This is a genomic window from Nonomuraea sp. NPDC049637, from assembly GCF_040675235.1.
Taxonomy (GTDB): domain Bacteria; phylum Actinomycetota; class Actinomycetes; order Streptosporangiales; family Streptosporangiaceae; genus Nonomuraea.
In genome coordinates this window covers 106,643-123,506 of the sequence record NZ_JBFAOM010000019.1, presented here as the reverse complement: position 1 = coordinate 123,506, position 16,864 = coordinate 106,643, and the positions used below count along the sequence as shown (strand labels likewise).

The following is a 16,864-nucleotide window of genomic DNA, read 5'->3' as shown; positions in this document are numbered from 1 at the left end:
GCCGCCTCTGTGGCGGTCCGGGGCTTCGCGGGTGGTCCTACTTGAGCAGTTCGCCGTTCGGGCCGACGACGCTCTTGGTCTCGGCGTAGTTGGCCTTGTTGTAGACGTCGGCCACCTCGCCGTCGAAGTAGGCGGAGCTGATGAAGTCGATCCGGTCGTTGCCGTCCTGGTCGTGGAACAGGCTCGTCACGCCGTTGACGTAACCGGTGCGCTTGCCGTTGTCGTACTTCATGAGCCAGGGGCCGCCGTCGGCGCCGCCGGTCATGGAGCACTTGAGCACCTGGTGCTCCTCGACCCGGAAGGTGTTGACCTGGTACGTCTTGGTGCCGGTCTTGCCGGAGCACCACTTCGGGGTCACGCCGGTGTAGGGCTTGTCGCCGTCGGGGTGGCGGGCGGCGGGGTAGCCGAAGACGGTGACCTTCTGGCCGCGCGGCTGGTTCCACGCGAAGCCCTGGCCGCCGACGACGTCGCCGAGCCGGCCCATGTCCTTGGCGACGCCGATGACGTACTCCGGCATGAAGTACTTGCGCGACGTGCCGGGCTTCACCCACTTCTGCGTGTAGAAGTGGGTGATCGTGAAGTTGCCGAACTTGTCGGTGCCCTTCTTGCCGAGCCCCTTGTAGGCGTCGAGCTGGGTCTTGGTGACCTGCTCGACGACCGGCTCGCCGAACTTGTAGCCGTTCCCCTTGCCGACCTTGGCGGCCTTGTACGCCTCCTCGCCGACCTCGACCTTCTCCAGCACGGCGTTCGGATAGTCAGGCCCGACGACGTCGGCCGGCTTGTCCTCGCCCTCCGACCAGCAGTCGCCCAGGTTCAGCAGGCACTTCTCGAACTCCTTGGCGTCGATCTCGCGCGGCTTGATCCACTTGTCGCCGCCCCACGCCTTGAACTCCTTGGCCTCCACCTGCTTCTCGCCGGCCAGGGCGAAACCGTTGTGGACGGCGACGAAGGCGAAGTCCCCGTCGTAGTCGTCGTAGGTGTCGAGGTCATAGGCGGTGAAGGCGTAGGCGCCGACGTAGACGCCCCAGGGGGCCTTGCCCTGGTAGTAGCCGGGTACGAACACCCACTTGCTGTAGACGTCCTTGGCGGTCTCGTAGACGCAGTGGCCGGCGGTCGCCACCAGGTTCCTGTTGCGCGCCTGGATCGAGGTCGCCGAGCACCAGCGGTACTTGCCGGCGCTGTCGACGAAGAAGACCTTGCCGATGGTCTTGGGCAGGTTGACGTTCTTGCTCGCGCTGGGCTTCGGAGCGCCGGTGGGGGCGGTCAGGCCGGGCTTGCCGTCGGGCGCGGCGTTCTCCTCGCCGCGGGCGGCGACCAGCTTGGTGACGTCTTTGGCGTCCCACTGGTACTCGGTCGCCTTGCGCAGCGCGGCGCCGTTGGAGTCGAGCCAGAAGTACGCGGCGCTGTAGGCGTCCGAGGGCTTGGCGGTGAGGTCGTCGGTGACCCAATGGGGGTTGGCGTCGGCGGGGACGGCAAGCGCGGCGGCGCTCAAGCTGGCAGCAGCGAGGGGGATGAGCAGGCGCTTCAAGGGAGGCTCCACACGGGGTTGTCAAGAAGGGCGTCAAAACCCTATCGACCCTTAAGTCACTCTGGTAAGGGTTCTTCTCGGTTTGTCGCCGGAAAGGCCGAAGGGCCCGGCAGATGCCGAGCCCTTCGGGTAAAGCGGGGTTGAGCGGAGGTTTGGACCCTCAGCCCGGTGTCATACCGAAGATCAGCTGTCGGCCTTCGGGATGAGGCTGCCCGACCACACCTTCGCCGCCGAGGAGTAGACCGCGTTGGTCTCACCATCGAAGTACGGCGAGGACATGTAGTCCCAGCGGTCGTTGCCGTCCGTGTCGTACAGAACGCTGGTCACGCCGTTGACGTAGCCCATGCGCTTGGCGTTGCTGTACTTGAGGAGCCACGGGGCGCCGTTGTAGCCGCCGGTGACGGCGCACTTCAGCGAGATGTGCTCTTCGATCTTCAGGCTCGGAACCTTGGTGGCCTTCGCACCGGTCTTGCCGTAGCACCACTTCGGCGTCACGCCGGAGTAGGGCTTCGAACCGTCGGGGTGCTTGGCGAAGGGGTAGCCGAAGGTACGGACGTACTTGCCGGTCGGCTGGTTCCAGGCGAAGCCCTGGCCACCGACGTTGTCGCCCAGGCGGCCGACGTCCTTGATCTCGTGAACGTAGATGAAGAAGTCGGTGCGGTAGAACTTGGTGTCGGTGCCCGGCTTGTACCACTGCTGCACGTAGTAGTGCGTCAGGGTCGCGTTGCCCTGGCGGTCCACCCACACAGTCGCGGGGTAGTCAGCCGTGGGAGCCGGCAGAGGCTTGCCAGCGGTCCACTTCGGGTCCTGCTTGAGGATGTAAGCGACGGCCTGGTTGTAGGTCACGTTCTCGACGACGGGCTCGCCGAACTTGTAACCGTTGCCCTTGCCGACCTTGGCAGCCTTGTAGGTGCCCTCGGTGACCTCGACCTGAGCAACCTCGGCGCCCGGGAAGTCGGGGCCGGTGGCCTCGGACTTGGAGCCACGCGCACGGTGGTAGTACTCGGCGGTCTTCGGGTCGAGGCGGCCCTTGTGGAACTCCTCGCGGCTGACCTCGACGTCCTTGGCGTCCTTGGTGCCCTTGTAGGCGTCGAACTCGGCCTTCGTGACCTGCTTCGACTTGTTGAGCACGCCGCCGACACCGTTGTAAACGGTGACGAACGCGTAGTCGCGGTCGAAGTCCTCGTAGTTCGAGAAGTCGTAGTGCGTGAAGGCCTGCTTGCCCACGTAGATGCCCCAGGGAGCCTTGCCCTGGTAGTAACCCGGGACGAAGACCCAGCGGGAGACGACCTCGTCGTTGGCGGCGATGTCGTACACGCAGTGACCAGCGGTCGCAACCAGGTTGCGGTACTGGGACTGGATGGAGGTGCCGGAGCACCAGTACAGCTTGCCGTCGCGGCCCTCGAAGAACACCTTGCCGATGGACTTCGGCAGGTTCACGTTCTGGGACTTGACCGTGGTGGTCTTCTCGGCGCCGATCGGCTCAGACTGGCCGGGCTTGCCGTCAGCGACGTACCCACCCTTCTGAACGATCTTCTTGACGTCCTTGTTGTCCCAGTAGTACGCCGTAGCGCCCTTCAGGGCAGCGTTGTCGGACTTGGTCCAGAAGTCCAGGACCTCAGCGGCCTTCTGCTCGCTGGCAGCGAGAGCGGCGGCGTCGACGTCCGGGTCGGCCTGGGCGGCACCGGCGAGGCCGGCAGCCAGCAGACCGGTGGCCAGCAGGGCGCCACCGGCGGGGAGGAGGATGCGCTTCAAGGTAACTCCTTGCGCTGTCGTGGAACGCCTCTTGCGTCCCATGCGTCAGTAAAGGGATAGCCAGGAACATACAGTGTCGATCTTGAACTCGGGTAGCCGCTTTGAGAGGAAAAGATGCGACAAGCCGGGCGTTATCGTTCTGTGATGTTTAGGTCCCTGGTGCGTAGGAGTCGGTAGAAGTCGGGCTTCCGGCTGTTTGCCCTGATCAACATAAAGAAGGTGTGAGCCGGTTCGGCGGGCCCGGCGGCTGCCCTTGATCCGGTTCGCTCGGGCAGTGTGACGCAGATCACATTGGGTTGATGGCACCGATTCGGCGTCGCATGCGTCCAAACGCCTTCACTTTCCGGCCCGGAAACGCCGAAGGGCCCGGCGGATGCCGGGCCCTTCGGTTGCTGACGGTACCTACGAACGGTCAGGACCGGTCGTCGGAAGCCGTCATTCAGACGATCTTGCCGGACCAGACGTTGGCGGCAGCCTTGTAGACGACGTTCGTCTCACCGTCGAAGTACGGCGAGGAGATGTAGTCCACGCGGTTGTTGCCGTCCTGGTCGTTGAAGGTGCTGGTGACACCGTTCAGGTAGCCCAGGCGCTTGGCGTTGCTGTACTTGAGGAGCCAGGGACCACCGTCGGCGCCCTCGGTCATGGCGCACTTGAGCGCCACGTGCTCCTCGATCTTCTTGGCGGCCGAACCGACCAGCTTCTTGGTGGTCTTGCCGTAGCACCACTTCGGCGTGATGCCGGTGTAGTTCTTGTGGCCGTCGGGGTGCGGCGCGGCCGGGTAGCCGAACACGCGGACGTACTTGCCGGTGGGCTGGTTCCACGCGAAGCCCTGGCCGCCGACGTTGTCGCCGAGGCGACCGGCGTCCTTGGCGAAGCCTTCGACGATGAAGAAGACGGTCTTGTAGTACTTGGTGTCCGAGCCCGGCTTGTACCACTGCTGCACGTAGAAGTGCGTGATGGTCCAGTTGCCACGGGCGTCCTTGACGACCTTGGCCGGGTACTTTGCGGCGTCCTTCTTCTGGTTCTCCAGGTAGGTGGAAGCCTGCGAGTCGGTCACGATCTCGGTGACGGGCTCACCGAACTTGAAACCGTTGCCCTTGCCGACCCGAGCGGCCCGGTAGGTGCTCTCGCTGACCTCGACCTTGCCGGCCTCGGCGCCGGGGAAGTCGGGGCCGGTCGCCTCAGGCGCGGTGCCCCGCTTGACCCAGAAAGCCTCCGTGGAGGTCGGGTCGAGCTTGCCCTTGCGGAACTCCTCGCGGCTGATCTCGACGTCCTTGGCGTCCTTGACGCCCTGGTACTTGTCGAACTCGGCCTTGGAGACCTGCTTGGAGGTGCCGCTGCCGAGCTGCACGCCGTTGTACACGGTCACGAACGCGTAGTCGCGGTCGAAGTCCTCGTACACGTCGAAGTCGTAGTGGGTGAAGGCCTGCTTACCCACGTAGATGCCCCACGGAGCCTTGCCCTGGTAGTAGCCGGGGACGAAGACCCACTTGGACATGACGTCGGCGTTGGCGCCGGTGTCGTAGACGCAGTGACCGGCCGTGGCGACCAGGTTGCGGTACTTCGACTGGAGCGAGGTGGCGGAGCACCACTTCTTCTCGCCCTTGCCGTTGACGAAGAACACCTTGCCGATGGTCTTCGGCATGTTGACGTTCTGCGTCTTGGCGGTGGTCTTCTTCTCCTCACCAATCGGGGCAGTGGTGCCCGGCTTGGTGTCGGCGCTGTAGCCGCCCTTGCTCTGCAGCTTGGCGACGTCCGCCTTGTCCCAGACGTTGGACTCGGTGGCGGCCCGGAGGGCGGCACCGTTGCTCTCGGCCCAGAACTGGGCGATGGCCTTCGCGTTGGCCGCGCTCGCCGCCATCGCGTCGGTGGAGATGTCGCTGTCGGCCGAGGCCGTACCGGCGAGGCCGGCGGCCAGGAGGCCGGTAGCCAGGATGGCGCCACCGGCGGGGATGAGGATGCGCTTCAAGGGAACTGCTCCTTGGTCTGTCGTGGGACGCAACAGGTGTCCCATGCGTCAGTAAAGGGATAGCAAGGAACATAGCCAGTGATCTCCGCAGGTGAAAGCCGTTCTGAGGGGATCGGTAAGGGCCCGTTTCGCCGTTACCGTGCTGTTATCTGTCAGAGGCTTTGGCGTGATGTTACCGGAAAGAGATGTTTCCGCTGGCCCTGAGGGGAATCTGTCGATCGGGACGAAAGTTCCGTTAGGGATCTGTTGCTCTCTGTGACCAGATGAATGTGATCCAGATCACAGGAACCAGATTGGGGCCCCATCCGTCTAAATCGGCCCGCCGCTCACAGGTGATCTTCAGGTTCGCCGCAGAAGCCTTCAGGTTTCGACAATCTGCCCGATTTTGTAGGGCTCTGAGGTCCTGCCTGCCCTGCGTGGTGTGTGGCTGTTTGAGGTGTTTGTCGCTTTTGGGCATGGCGAAGCCAGGGCGGGTGGCGCTGGGGGACCTGAAGGGGTCAGGGCAGAAGGATGGTGCGGACCGTCCGCCAGGAGGCCGCGTCGGCCGCGTTCAGCAGGTCCAGCTTGGGGACGGACGGGCTGTACGTGGTGGCGTCGAGGTGGCGGGCGGCGCCGCCGGCCTCCGTCAGCAGCAGGACGCCCGGCGCGTGGTCCCAGGGGAGCGTCCGGTGGAACAGCAGGAAGTCCTGATCGCCGTTCAGGAGGCGGGGATAGTCCACGCCGGCGCACTTAGTCCCCGGGGTGAGGGCGGCGAAGCGGGGTTCGGCCGCCGCCACGCGGGCCTTGGCGTCGTCGTCCAGGAAGCGGGTGAGGACGGCGCCGCGCAGCCGGGCGGGGTCGGCGGGAGGCGCGGCGCGGTGGACGGGGATGCCGTTCCGCCAGGCGCCGGAGCCGAGCTCGGCGACGTAGACGTCGTCCTCGGCCGGCCGCACGATCCAGGACGCGACCGTCTGGCCCGACCGGACCAGGGCTGCCATCACCGCGTACTCCGGGCGGCCCGCGACGAAGTTGGCCGTGCCGTCCAGGGGGTCGACCAGCCAGGCGGTGGGGGCGTCGTGCAGGGCGGACAGGAGCGCCGGGTCGGCGGAGGCCGCCTCCTCGCCGACGACGGGGGCGTCCAGGAGGGCGCGGAGGCGGCGGCTGATCAGCTCCTCGGCCTCGCGGTCGGCCACGGTGACCACTTCGCCCGGGGTCTTCTCCGAGACGTCGCCGGCGGACAGGGCGCGGAACCGGGGGAGGATCGCGATCTCGGCGGTCTCGCGAAGGATCTCGGTCACCGCGTCGATCAGCATGGGTCTCATGCTAGACATCGGGCGCTATGGGGCTGAAGGGGGTCTTTGTCCGTGGGGGCGGTCCACAGGTGGGCGTGCCAGTGCAGCACGCTTGCCTGTGGTCGGCGGGGCCGCCCCTGCTCGTTTCGGTCCTTGGGCCGGGGTTTCGGGCAGGGGCCGGCTGTCGCGGTCTCGGCTAGATGGTGGCGATTCCGGCGGCGCGCAGCTCGGTGCCGGTGAAGCGGAGCGTCCCGGCGTCGGGGTTCTTGGAGTCGCGTAGCGCGTAGGCGTCGTCGATGCCGGGGATCTGCGCGATCAGGACGCAGGTCTCCACGTGCTCGCCCTGTGGACCGCCGCCGCGAAGCTGGGTGAAGGGCACGTCATCGAGGTTGCCGACGTACAGGTCTGTCATGAGTGCTTCCTTTCGTCTCGTCAGCGGCCCTCGGGGGGATCGCCTGGAAGATACAAGCACTAGACATGATAAGACCTCCCCATGCCTTGAACGAGGTCGTCATTTGTCCTTGTAGGTTCTGCGTCCCTTAGCGTTTTTCTATGGCCTTGGTGGACAAAAGCGACCGCATCGACCATGTCGGACCGAACCTGGTGTGGCGGCAACTGGCCGAGGACGTCGAGAACGACATCGCCTCCGGCGCGCTGGCTCCCGGCGCCAAGCTGCCCGCCGAGCTGGAGCTGGCGAGCCAGTACGGCGTCTCCCGGGTGACGGTCCGGCGCGCGGTCAAGGATCTGGCGGAGCGCGGCCTGCTGGTCGTCGTCCATGGGCGGGGGACGTTCGTGTCGCGTGGCTCCGCGTAGGTGGGCCTGGCGCTGGGGCGCCCGCTACTTGGCGCCGGTGAGCCGTCCGGCCCGCTCGTTCTGTCTTGGGTGGTCACCAGCTGCGGACGCGGGGGCGGCGGCGCATGCGTTCCAGCATCGCCTCGTTGAAGGCCGCGGACACGGAGGCGAACTCACCGTCCTCGACCGCTCGGTCGACGTACGCCTTGACGTGGGGGTCGAGGGTGATCGTGACCTCCGGGGCCGTCGTGGCGGGAGCGATCGCGGGCTCGTCCTGGTCCTCGGTCATACCGACATCTTGCGCCACAAGGACTGGCGAATCACGCCCCGAAACGCTGCATATTCGACAGGCGCTACCCGGGCCGTTGCGGCCAGATCCGGGTTCGTCGGGCATGGGCTCCCAGGAAGCCCGGCAAATGAGGGGTGCGCAACGGGCGCAGGGGGTCACGGCTTCTTGCCGAGAACGCGGAGCCGGGAGATGGGCGCGGTGGGTGACCGCGGCTTTCCGGTGGGGACAGGTGAGGGCCCCGGCGGCAAGGAGCAACGCCGGGGCCCTCTCTCCCCTGGTGAGGGTCTACTTGTAGAGCTCTCCGTCAGGCCCCACGATCTTCCCCGACGGGAAGTTGGTGGCCGCCTTGTACACGGCCGCCGTCTCGCCGTCGAAGTACGGCGAGGTGATGTAGTCGATGCGGTCGTTGCCGTCCTGGTCCGCGAAGGTGCTGGTGACACCGTTCACGTAGCCGAGGCGCTTGGCGTTGCTGTAGTTCAGCAGCCACGGGCCGCCGTCGTAGCCGGGGGTGACGGCGCACTTCAGGCCGACGTGCTCCTCGATCTTGAGCCAGGACGCGCCCACGGCCTTGGCCGTCGTCTTGCCGTAGCAGTGCTTCGGCGTGACACCGCTGTACGGCTTGCTGCCGTCGGGGTGCGGGGCCGCCGGGTAGCCGAAGGTGCGGACGAACTTGCCCGTCGGCTGGTTCCAGGCGAAGCCCTGGCCGCCCACGGCGTCGCCGAGCCGGCCGGCGTCCTTGGACAGCAGGATGTAGTAGTGGCCGCCCCAGGCGCGCTTCGGGCCGCTGAAGCGCTCGAAGTCCTTGCGGTCCACCTGCTTCACGCCGTCGAACTGGATGCCGTTGTAGACGGTGACGAACGCGTAGTCGCGGTCGTAGTCCTCGTAGTTGTCGAAGTCGTAGTGGGTGAAGGCCTGCTTGCCCACGTAGATGCCCCAGGGGGCCTTGCCCTGGTAGTAGCCCGGGACGAAGACCCAGTTGGACAGCGTGTCGCGGTTGCTGTCCGTGTCGTACACGCAGTGGCCGGCGGTGGCGACCAGGTTGCGGTTGCCCGACTGGATGGAGGTGGCCGAGCACCAGCGGAACTTGCCGGACCCGTCGACGAAGAAGACCTTGCCGATGCTCTTGGGCAGGTTCACGTTCTGGGACGCGCCGGCCTTCTGGGCGCCGGTCGGCGCGGTCATGCCGGGACGGCCGTCGGGGTCGTAGCCGCCCTTGGAGACGACCTTCCGCACTTCCTTGGAGTCCCAGGTGTACTGCGTGGCCTGGCGGAGGGCGGCGCCGTTGGAGGCGATCCAGAAGGAGGCGATCGAGGCGGCCTGGGAGTTGCTGCCGGCCATCGGGTCGTGGGAGACACCGCCGTCGGCCTGGGCGGTGGCGGAGAGCCCGGCGGCCAGAAGGCCGGTCGCCACGACCGCGCCGCCGACGGGGAGGAGGATTCGCTTCAAGGTAACTCCAGGTTGCGCTGACAGGAGGCGCCTCTTGCACCCCGAAATTCAGCAAACGGACGACCCGGAACCTATAACGCTGACAGGGCGATGGGAAATTTTCGGTAGATCGTGTCAGCGCTCCCAGGTGGCCCCGTTACCGTACCGAGATCAATGGATCGGCTGATCACGTCTTGTGATCACGTGGTTGCATGTGACTTACGCCACATTTCCCGGTGTGGTGAGCGAGGCGGCGCGTCGGTAGACCTCAGCGGTGGTCGTGTCGAAGTACGGCGACGACACCGCGTCGTAGGCGCCCTTGGCGTCGGTGTTCCAGGTCAGGCTGTTGACGCCGTTCATGCTGCCGAGCCCGCGGGCCGCGTCGTAGCCGACCAGCCAGGGGCCGCCGCTGGCGCCGGGGCTGAAGCCGCATGGCTGGAGCCGGACGCCCTTCTGCAGGTCCCGCGCGGGAGCCACGGTCCAGTACGTGACGCTGCCCTGGCACGTCCGCAGCGTCTTGCCGTCGAACGGATGGGAGCCGTCGGGCTGCGCGCCGGCCGGGAAGCCGAACGCCGTCATGGGGGTGGCCGCCGGCTTCCTGTTGATCTCCAGCCCCTGGCCGCCCACGTTGTCCTGGAGCCGGCCGACGTCCTTCATCGTGTACGTGCCGTCCTTGGCCTGCTCCCAGACGAACCCGCGGTGCACGGTCACGAACGCGTAGTCGAAGTCGTAGTCGCCCTTGCCGGACCAGTCCTCGTGCATGCTGAGCGCGGCGCCCACGTAGATCCCGTCGGGCGTCTCGCCGTTGGGGCCGGGATTGGGGACGAAGATCCAGTATTCGGCGGCCTTGGCCTGGCGGGAGTCGTACGCGCAGTGGCCGGCCGTGGCCACGACGCTGCGGTTGCGGGCGGCGACCGCGCTGGCCGAGCACCAGTACTGCTTGGCGCCGAACTTGAAGAAGACCTTGCCCATGGTCTTGGCGGCGCCGCCCCGCCTGGGCGGCACGGGCGCCGTGCCCTGCGTCGCGGACGTCCGCCGCACCGCCGTCACGGGCGAGGCGGGCCCGGAGACGGCGCCGGCCGAGGACGTCGGGGCCGCCTGCGCGCCCGGCGTGGCGGGGCTGTAGCTGTCGGCCTGCTTGAGCTGGTCGGGGCGCCAGTAGTCGGCGACCTTCTTCATGTCGGCGGCGGTCTTGGCCAGCGTGACGCCGAAGACCCTACTCGTCGGCGCGGCGTTCGCGACCCCCGTGAGGGCAGGCAGCAACAGCAGCGCGCCGCCCAGGGCGGCCGCCGCCAGTTGCCTGGCCCGGGAGATCATGAAATGCCTTTCTTAGGGTCGTAGGGGTGGATTTTTCCAGATCAACTGCCTGTATTGCAGCCCGGATAGAGATTCGTTACCTGATCAAGAGTGCACCGTGTGCGATAAGGACACCATCAGCCGATCCCTCCCGATACGCGCAAATGATCACGCGTGTCGGTCGTTGCCGCAGGTCAGAGGGCTGATAGAGGCTGCGCCTATGCACCGAATTCTCTGCATCGCCGCGCTTTCCTGCGCCGCATTCGCCGCCGCTCCAGTGGCGAACGCCACGACCGGACCGCCCGATGTCCGGACGTCGCACAAGGACCAAAGGCTTTTCCGGATCAGCGTCGGAGATCGGCAGGGCGTGCTGGAGTGCACCCCCGGCCGGGTCGCGCCGGGGCAGGTCGCGGCCTGTTCCGCTCTCGAACAGGTGGGCGGGAACCCGGCCCGTCTGAGCGGCCGTACGGGGGTCTCCTGCACCGCCGACTACGAGCCGGTGGACGTACGGGCGGAGGGTGTCTGGGACGGCGACCGCTACCGCTACTCGCAGACCTTCCCCAACGCCTGCGCCCTCGCCGTCGCCACGGGCCCGGTCTTCCGCCTCTGAAGCGCGGGTTCGAGGCGTACGTCCGAAACGCCGAGGACCGGGGAAGGCCCCGGATCCCGCCGAGGAGGATCCGGGGCCTCGACTGCGGGGCCGGATCACGGCATGGCGCCGGTCCAGCGGTTGGCGGCGGCCTTGTAGACGTCGTAGGTGTCGGTGTTGAAGTACGGCGACGAGAGGTGGTCGTAGCGGCCGTTGCCGTCGGTGTCCCAGGCGACGCTGTTCACGCCCACCAGGTAGCCGGTGCGTGAGGAGTTCCGGTAGTCGTAGAGGAACGGGCCGCCGTCGGCGCCGGCGGTGAAGGAGCACCGGAAGCCGATCTGCTCCTGCAGGTCGTACCTCCTGGCCTCGGGCATCGGAGCCGTCCTGCCGTAGCACCACTTCATGGTGCGGCCGGTGTACGGCTTGTCGCCGTCGGGGTGCCCGCCGGCCGGGTAGCCGAAGGAGAACACGTTCAGCTTCGTGCCGCGGTTCCAGGTGAAGCCCTGGCCGCCGACGTTGTCGCCGAGGCGGCCGGCGTCCTGGACCGTCCGGTGCCACCGGTTGCCGGTCTTCTCCCAGCTCACCTTGATGCCGTTGTAGACGTTGACGAACGCGTAGTCGAAGTCGTGGTCCTCCTTCACCACGAAGTCGTCGTGCGCGTTGAACGTCCTGGCGGCGTAGACGCCGTACGGCGCCTTGCCCTGCCACACATGGTCGCCGTCCCAGTACGAGGGGATGAAGATCCAGTTGTCGTGGAAGGCGTTCTTCCGGGTGTCGTAGACGCAGTGGGCGGCGGTCGCCACCAGGTTGCGGTACTTGCCCTGTACGGAGGTGGCCGAGCAGTACCGCCAGTTCTTCGGGTTGCGCGGGTCGGTGCGGGGCAGCGTGAAGAACACGCGGCCGACCGTGTCGGGCAGGTTGACCTGCCGGCTCCTGCCCGCCTTGGCCTTCTCCCCGCCGATCGGCGGGACGGATCCGGGCGGCCCGTCGGGGGTCTGGTCGCCGCCTCTGCCGTCCCTGCCGCCGTTGACGCCCCTGGACGACACGTCGAGCGCGCCGTCGTGGTCGGTGGCGAGCTTGATGCGGTCGGGCGTCCAGAACCGCACGGCCTGCTCGGCGGGGGTCGTGGCGTTCCTGGACACGACATCGGGAGGCGAGGTCGCCTCCGCCGCGGCGCCTGTGGTCGTGCCGGCGGCCACCAGCGCGGCGAGGGGGATCGCGATGCGCCTTGCTCGGGAATACATGGAACTCCTCTCGGTTCTCGGCGGCCCAGAGCGGGGTGCTGCGCCCCGGTGGGCCAGGAAAACGGTGAGAACGCTAATGAATGGCGCAACCCGCCAGCCAGAAAGCGACACGAAAAGGTCGGCCCCGGTGCCGTTTCGTTATGGAAATAGCGAGATCGCATGTATTCAGGAAGGGCATCTTCCCAGCTCACAGGCCCGACAAAGAGCCTGTGGCAACACCGGTAACGCTGATTATCAAACGCCACCACTTATCAACCGAATGTTGTTCTGGTTAGATGTCCGTATGGATCCACGCACCCCCTGTCTCATCGGCATCGCGCAACGCACCGTGCGCGAACAGCCCGGCCCGGAACCGCTCGATCTATGGGAATCGGTCGCCCGTGAGGCGGCCGACGACGCCCGGCTGCCCGCCGGCCGGCTCGACTCGATCCAGATCGTGCACACCGACTCCTGGCAGTACGACTCGCCGACCGGGCGGCTGGCCGAGCGTCTGGGCGCCACGCCGCGCCACACCGCCTACTCCAAGGTCAGCGGCACGGCCCCGCAGCTGCTCATCGGCGCGGCCGCGGCCCGGATCGCGGCGGGCGACCTGGACTGCGCGCTGATCACCGGGGCCGAGGCGCTGGCCACCCGGCGGGCCTACCGGCGGGCGGGCGAGCACGTGCCGTGGAGCCACGCCGCCGATCCCAAGCCGCCCTACGGCTGGGAACGGCCCCCGCACCCCGCCGAGCTGGCGCACGACCTGTTCCTGCCCGTGCACACGTACGCGATCACGGAGACCGCGCGGCGGGCGGCGGCCGGGATGACGGTCGAGGAGGAGATGCTCGACCGGGGCCGGATGATGGCGCCGATGACGGAGGTGGCCGCGGCCAACCCGCATGCGTGGCGGCGGACCGTGCGCACGCCGGAGGAGCTGGTGAAGGGCAACCGGTTCGTCGGCTGGCCGTACACCAGGAACACCGTGGCGGTCATGGAGGTCGACCAGGCGGCGGCCGTCGTCCTGGCCTGCGCGGAGCTGGCCGACCGGCTGGGGGTGCCGGACGAGCGGCGGGTCTACCTGCGCGGCTGGGCGTACGCCGAGGACACCTGGGAGGTGGCGGCGCGGCCCGCGCTCGGCTCGTCGCAGGCGATCGGCGCCGCCGCGGCGGCCGCCTTCCGGCGCGCCGGGCTCGGCCTCGCCGACATGGACGCCCTCGACCTGTACAGCTGCTTCGCCGTCGCGTTGCGGCAGGCGTGCGACGCGATCGGGCTCGACCCGTACGACCGGCGCGGCCTGACGGTCACCGGCGGCCTGCCGTACGCCGGCGGCCCGGCCAGCGACTACGTGCTGCACTCGACGGCCACGATGGCCGGGCTGCTGCGCGCGCAGCGGGGCCACGGGCTGGTGACCGGCGTGGGCATGCACCTGACGAAGCACACGTACGCGGTGTGGTCCAGTGAGCCCGGCGGGTCGTCCGGGGACGCCGTCCCGGTGTTCACGGCGGCCGGAGTGCCCGTCGTGGGCTCGTACTCCGGGCCCGCCACCGTGGCCGGTTACACGGTCGCGCACGGCCCGGACGGCGAGCCGGACAAGGGCATCCTCGTCGTCGACCTGCCGGCCGGCGGGCGGGCGCACGCGCACGTGCGGGAGCCGGAGCTGCTGGCCGACGCCATGTCCCGGGAGCTCGTGGGGCAGCGGGTCGGCCTGGTCGCGGGCGACGGGCCCAACGTGGCCACCTGGTGATCGCGCCGAGGTTGTGAAGTTGTGACCTCAGGCGGGGACTTCGCCGGGTTCGAGGGCTTGCGCGGGTGGATGTCGCTCAACTGAACTGGGGGTGAAGGGCGCAACCCGCACTAACCCGGCGAGGCACGTCGTGTCCGACCAGTTCGACGTCATCGAGGCAGGTGAGCGCGGCCGCCGCCGGTGGATCGGGCTCGCGGTGCTGCTGGCTCTGCTGGTGGTCCCGGCCGTCAGCCTGCTGCTCAGCCGCGACCCCGGGCCGGAGCCGCCCCCGCCGTCCGCCACCACGCCCATCCGCTCCCTCACCACGATCGAGAACGGCCCCAACGCGCTGCGGATCCCGGCCAGGACCAAGGGCCACGACGAGATCATCGACGTCGTCTTCCCCGACGGGCTGAAGGCCGAGGTGCGCTACCCGGCCGACCTCGACCTCAACGAGCTGGGGGTGCGGCCGTTCCAGGGCGGGTGGGTCGACGGGCGGTTCCGGCAGTTCAGCGTGCCGTACAACGGGGTCGCCGAGGTGACCGGCGGCGGCCGGCCGATCAGGAGCTACGGCCCCGGCGTCACCCTGTGGCCGCCTCAGCCCGGCGGGGGCAGCGGGCAGGTGCTGCTCTTCGCGTTCGGACGCTGGCGGGTGGCGATGCAGGACAGGGGCGAGGGGCTGACCTTCGACCAGCGCGCGGCCCTGGCGCGGGAGCTGCACGGGAAGGTGACCAGGGACGGCTACCTGGTGCTGTCGGGCGAGGGATCGGTGCGGCTGGCCCGGCCGGGGACCATGACCCAGGAGGGCCCGGCCGGGCCGCAGCTCTGGTTCGGCGGGGGAGTGCGGGAGATGGTGGTGCTGGCGCCCACGCCCGACTGCGTCAGGAAGGCCCGGCTGCCGAAGGCGATCGAGGGGCGCGGGCGTCCGGGGGAGTGGACGTGCCGGGGCGACGTGGAGGTCGCCGTCGCCGGCCCCGAGGAGTTCCGGCGCCGCGCCCTCGCCGGGATCCGGGTGACGGTCAAGCGCTGAGGCCCGGCCGGTGGCCCGGTCGGGCGGGGCGGTGTCGTGGGTGGCGGCCGGTCGGTTAGTAGGGTGCGGCCATGTTCGCCGTAACCGCCACACAGACCGATCCCGACAATCCGCTCGCCGGGCTGACGCTCGGTGAGCACCCCGAGCCGAAGGCACCCGACGGCTGGACGACCGTCTCGGTACGCGCCGCCGCCCTCAACCACCACGACCTGTGGACGCTCAAGGGCGTGGGCATCAGGCAGGACCGCCTGCCGATCGTGCTCGGCTGCGACGCCTCCGGCGTGGACGAGGACGGCAACGACGTCATCGTGCACGCCGTCATCGGCACGGGCGCGGACGAGACGCTCGACCCCAGGCGCTCGCTGCTGTCGGAGGTGCACGACGGGACGTTCGCCGAGCGGGTGGCCGTGCCGCGGCGCAACCTCGTGCCCAAGCCGGCCGCGCTCAGCTTCGAGGAGGCCGCCTGCCTGCCCACGGCCTGGCTGACCGCGTACCGCATGCTGTTCGACAAGGCCGGGCTCGAACCGGGCTCGACCGTGCTGGTGCAGGGCGCCGGCGGGGGCGTCGCCACCGCGCTGATCGCGCTCGGCCGCGCGGGCGGTTTCCGGGTCTGGGCGACCAGCCGGTCGGAGGCCAAGCGCGAGCGGGCCCGCGAGCTCGGCGCCGACCAGGTCTTCGAGACGGGCGCGCGGCTGCCCGAGCGGGTGGACGCGGTCATGGAGACGGTCGGCCAGGCCACCTGGGACCATTCGCTCAAGTCGCTCAGGCCGGGCGGCCGCATCGTGGTCTCCGGGGCCACCAGCGGCGCGGTCCCGCCCGCCGACCTCAACCGGGTCTTCTTCCTGCAGCTGTCCGTGGTCGGCACCACCATGGGCACCCGCGACCAGCTCCAGCGGCTGGCGGTGTTCCTGGAGCAGACGGGCGTGCGGCCGGTGATCGACCGGGCGCTGCCGATGACCGAGGCCCGGGACGGCTTCGCGGCCATGGCCGAGGGGGAGATCTTCGGGAAGATCGTCTTTACCGGCTGAATAAGTGCAGGGTTACTTGTCCGCCTTCCGGGTGATACAGGAAGAATGACGTCGTATCACCCTGGAGGCGTTCGCCATGAACGTTGAGCCGTTCGGCCCGGGTTCGATGCACTGGGACACCGCGGGCGAATACCGCAACCTGCTCGTGGCCGGCAGCGCGCTGGTCCTCCAGACCATGCATCCGGCGGTCGGCGCGGCCGTGGCCGAGCACTCGACGTACAAGGACGACCCGTGGGGGCGGCTCAACCGCACGCTCGCCTCCGTCCAGAAGTGGGTCTACGGCGGTGCGGGCGGCCTGGCCGAGGGACGGCGGCTGCGCGAGCTGCACCGCTCCATCAGCGGCGTGGACGAGCACGGCCGCGCCTACCACGCCCTGAACGGCGAGGCGTGGGCCTGGGTGCACCTGTCGCTGTTCGAGCGTTTCGTCACGCTCAACCGCTACTTCGGCACCCCGTACACCGAGGAGCAGCAGCGCCGCATGTACGCAGAGTCGCGGCAGCTCGGCGCGATCCTGCGGGTGCCGGAGCGGGAGATGCCGGCGGACCTGGAGGCGTTCTGGCGCTACTTCGACACGATGGTCGCCGAACGGCTGGAGCCGCACCCGACGGCGCTGGAGGTGCTCGCCGTCATGCGCGGCACGCCCGCCCCGCCCGGCCTGCCGGGGCCGCTGCGCCGCCTGTGGACGCCGGTGGGGCTGGGGTCGGGGGAGTTCAACCACTTCGTCACGGTCGGCACCCTGCCGCCGGCCGCGCGCCGGAAGCTCGGCCTGCGCTGGACGGCCCGGGACGAGCGGCGGCTGCGGCACCTCGGGCACGCCGTGGCGATGCTGACCGCGCGCCTGCCCGAGCGCCTGCGCTACATGCCGGTCGCCTACCACGCCCGCAGAGCGGCCCGCGGCCACGGACGCCCCCAACGCTCATTGCGCTCGGCCTGACGACGGCTCAGC

The 16,864-nt window shown here is 68.8% G+C and carries 15 protein-coding genes; 6 read left to right on the top strand and 9 right to left on the bottom strand.

What is annotated here, in order from left to right:
• Nucleotides 1–37 precede the first annotated feature (37 nt).
• The 5 genes from AB0J71_RS25835 to AB0J71_RS25815 all read right to left on the bottom strand — a co-directional run bounded on the left by AB0J71_RS25835 (nt 38) and on the right by AB0J71_RS25815 (nt 6,935).
• Nucleotides 38–1,528, bottom strand: a complete 1,491-nt coding sequence (locus AB0J71_RS25835; protein WP_364416407.1) for a hypothetical protein — start codon at nt 1,526–1,528, stop codon at nt 38–40.
• 183 nt (nt 1,529–1,711) lie between these two features.
• Nucleotides 1,712–3,283: a hypothetical protein gene (locus AB0J71_RS25830; RefSeq protein WP_364416405.1), complete on the bottom strand. Its 1,572-nt coding sequence runs from the start codon at nt 3,281–3,283 to the stop codon at nt 1,712–1,714.
• Between the two features lie 439 nt (nt 3,284–3,722).
• Nucleotides 3,723–5,252, bottom strand: coding sequence for a hypothetical protein (locus AB0J71_RS25825; RefSeq protein ID WP_364391401.1), 1,530 nt, complete (start codon nt 5,250–5,252; stop codon nt 3,723–3,725).
• Nucleotides 5,253–5,749: 497 nt separating this feature from the next.
• Nucleotides 5,750–6,544, bottom strand: a complete 795-nt coding sequence (locus AB0J71_RS25820; RefSeq protein WP_364416403.1) for an inositol monophosphatase family protein — start codon at nt 6,542–6,544, stop codon at nt 5,750–5,752.
• 175 nt (nt 6,545–6,719) lie between these two features.
• The gene (locus AB0J71_RS25815; protein WP_352323545.1) at nt 6,720–6,935 is read right to left on the bottom strand and encodes a DUF397 domain-containing protein; all 216 of its coding nucleotides are present in this window, start codon (nt 6,933–6,935) and stop codon (nt 6,720–6,722) included.
• 140 nt (nt 6,936–7,075) lie between these two features.
• Between AB0J71_RS25815 and AB0J71_RS25810 the strand changes: the two genes are divergently transcribed.
• Entirely contained in the window at nt 7,076–7,336 is a 261-nt protein-coding gene (locus AB0J71_RS25810) for a GntR family transcriptional regulator (RefSeq protein WP_352323544.1), read from the top strand.
• Between the two features lie 73 nt (nt 7,337–7,409).
• Here the strand turns inward: AB0J71_RS25810 and AB0J71_RS25805 are convergent, their stop codons facing one another.
• The 3 genes from AB0J71_RS25805 to AB0J71_RS25795 all read right to left on the bottom strand — a co-directional run bounded on the left by AB0J71_RS25805 (nt 7,410) and on the right by AB0J71_RS25795 (nt 10,346).
• Entirely contained in the window at nt 7,410–7,604 is a 195-nt protein-coding gene (locus tag AB0J71_RS25805) for a hypothetical protein (RefSeq protein WP_352323543.1), read from the bottom strand.
• A 285-nt stretch (nt 7,605–7,889) separates the two neighbouring features.
• Nucleotides 7,890–9,050, bottom strand: coding sequence for a hypothetical protein (locus AB0J71_RS25800; protein ID WP_352323542.1), 1,161 nt, complete (start codon nt 9,048–9,050; stop codon nt 7,890–7,892).
• 198 nt (nt 9,051–9,248) lie between these two features.
• On the bottom strand, nt 9,249–10,346 hold the full coding sequence (locus AB0J71_RS25795; RefSeq protein ID WP_352323541.1) for a hypothetical protein: 1,098 nt from the start codon (nt 10,344–10,346) through the stop codon (nt 9,249–9,251).
• A gap of 346 nt (nt 10,347–10,692) precedes the next feature.
• Here AB0J71_RS25795 and AB0J71_RS25790 point away from each other — a divergent pair, with 346 nt between their 5' ends.
• A complete protein-coding gene (locus AB0J71_RS25790) occupies nt 10,693–10,935 on the top strand; it encodes an SSI family serine proteinase inhibitor (protein WP_364416401.1) in 243 nt (80 codons plus the stop codon).
• Nucleotides 10,936–11,030: 95 nt separating this feature from the next.
• Here AB0J71_RS25790 and AB0J71_RS25785 read toward each other — a convergent pair whose 3' ends face one another.
• On the bottom strand, nt 11,031–12,158 hold the full coding sequence (locus tag AB0J71_RS25785; RefSeq protein WP_364416399.1) for a serine protease: 1,128 nt from the start codon (nt 12,156–12,158) through the stop codon (nt 11,031–11,033).
• Between the two features lie 283 nt (nt 12,159–12,441).
• On the opposite strand from AB0J71_RS25785, the gene AB0J71_RS25780 reads away from it, so the two are divergent.
• The 4 genes from AB0J71_RS25780 to AB0J71_RS25765 all read left to right on the top strand — a co-directional run bounded on the left by AB0J71_RS25780 (nt 12,442) and on the right by AB0J71_RS25765 (nt 16,852).
• On the top strand, nt 12,442–13,881 hold the full coding sequence (locus tag AB0J71_RS25780; protein WP_364416397.1) for an acetyl-CoA synthetase: 1,440 nt from the start codon (nt 12,442–12,444) through the stop codon (nt 13,879–13,881).
• A 130-nt stretch (nt 13,882–14,011) separates the two neighbouring features.
• A complete protein-coding gene (locus tag AB0J71_RS25775) occupies nt 14,012–14,890 on the top strand; it encodes a hypothetical protein (protein WP_364416394.1) in 879 nt (292 codons plus the stop codon).
• Nucleotides 14,891–14,961: 71 nt separating this feature from the next.
• The gene (locus tag AB0J71_RS25770) at nt 14,962–15,918 is read left to right on the top strand and encodes a zinc-binding dehydrogenase (RefSeq protein ID WP_352323536.1); all 957 of its coding nucleotides are present in this window, start codon (nt 14,962–14,964) and stop codon (nt 15,916–15,918) included.
• Nucleotides 15,919–15,994: 76 nt separating this feature from the next.
• The gene (locus tag AB0J71_RS25765) at nt 15,995–16,852 is read left to right on the top strand and encodes an oxygenase MpaB family protein (protein ID WP_352323535.1); all 858 of its coding nucleotides are present in this window, start codon (nt 15,995–15,997) and stop codon (nt 16,850–16,852) included.
• Nucleotides 16,853–16,864: the final 12 nt, after the last annotated feature.

Coding starts and splice junctions, on each gene's coding strand:
- AB0J71_RS25820 (WP_364416403.1), bottom strand. CDS start 6,544: ATGCTGATCGACGCGGTGACCGAGATCCTTCGCGAGACCGCCGAGATC.
- AB0J71_RS25815 (WP_352323545.1), bottom strand. CDS start 6,935: ATGACAGACCTGTACGTCGGCAACCTCGATGACGTGCCCTTCACCCAG.
- AB0J71_RS25810 (WP_352323544.1), top strand. CDS start 7,076: ATGGCCTTGGTGGACAAAAGCGACCGCATCGACCATGTCGGACCGAAC.
- AB0J71_RS25805 (WP_352323543.1), bottom strand. CDS start 7,604: ATGACCGAGGACCAGGACGAGCCCGCGATCGCTCCCGCCACGACGGCC.
- AB0J71_RS25795 (WP_352323541.1), bottom strand. CDS start 10,346: ATGATCTCCCGGGCCAGGCAACTGGCGGCGGCCGCCCTGGGCGGCGCG.
- AB0J71_RS25785 (WP_364416399.1), bottom strand. CDS start 12,158: ATGTATTCCCGAGCAAGGCGCATCGCGATCCCCCTCGCCGCGCTGGTG.
- AB0J71_RS25780 (WP_364416397.1), top strand. CDS start 12,442: ATGGATCCACGCACCCCCTGTCTCATCGGCATCGCGCAACGCACCGTG.
- AB0J71_RS25770 (WP_352323536.1), top strand. CDS start 14,962: ATGTTCGCCGTAACCGCCACACAGACCGATCCCGACAATCCGCTCGCC.
- AB0J71_RS25765 (WP_352323535.1), top strand. CDS start 15,995: ATGAACGTTGAGCCGTTCGGCCCGGGTTCGATGCACTGGGACACCGCG.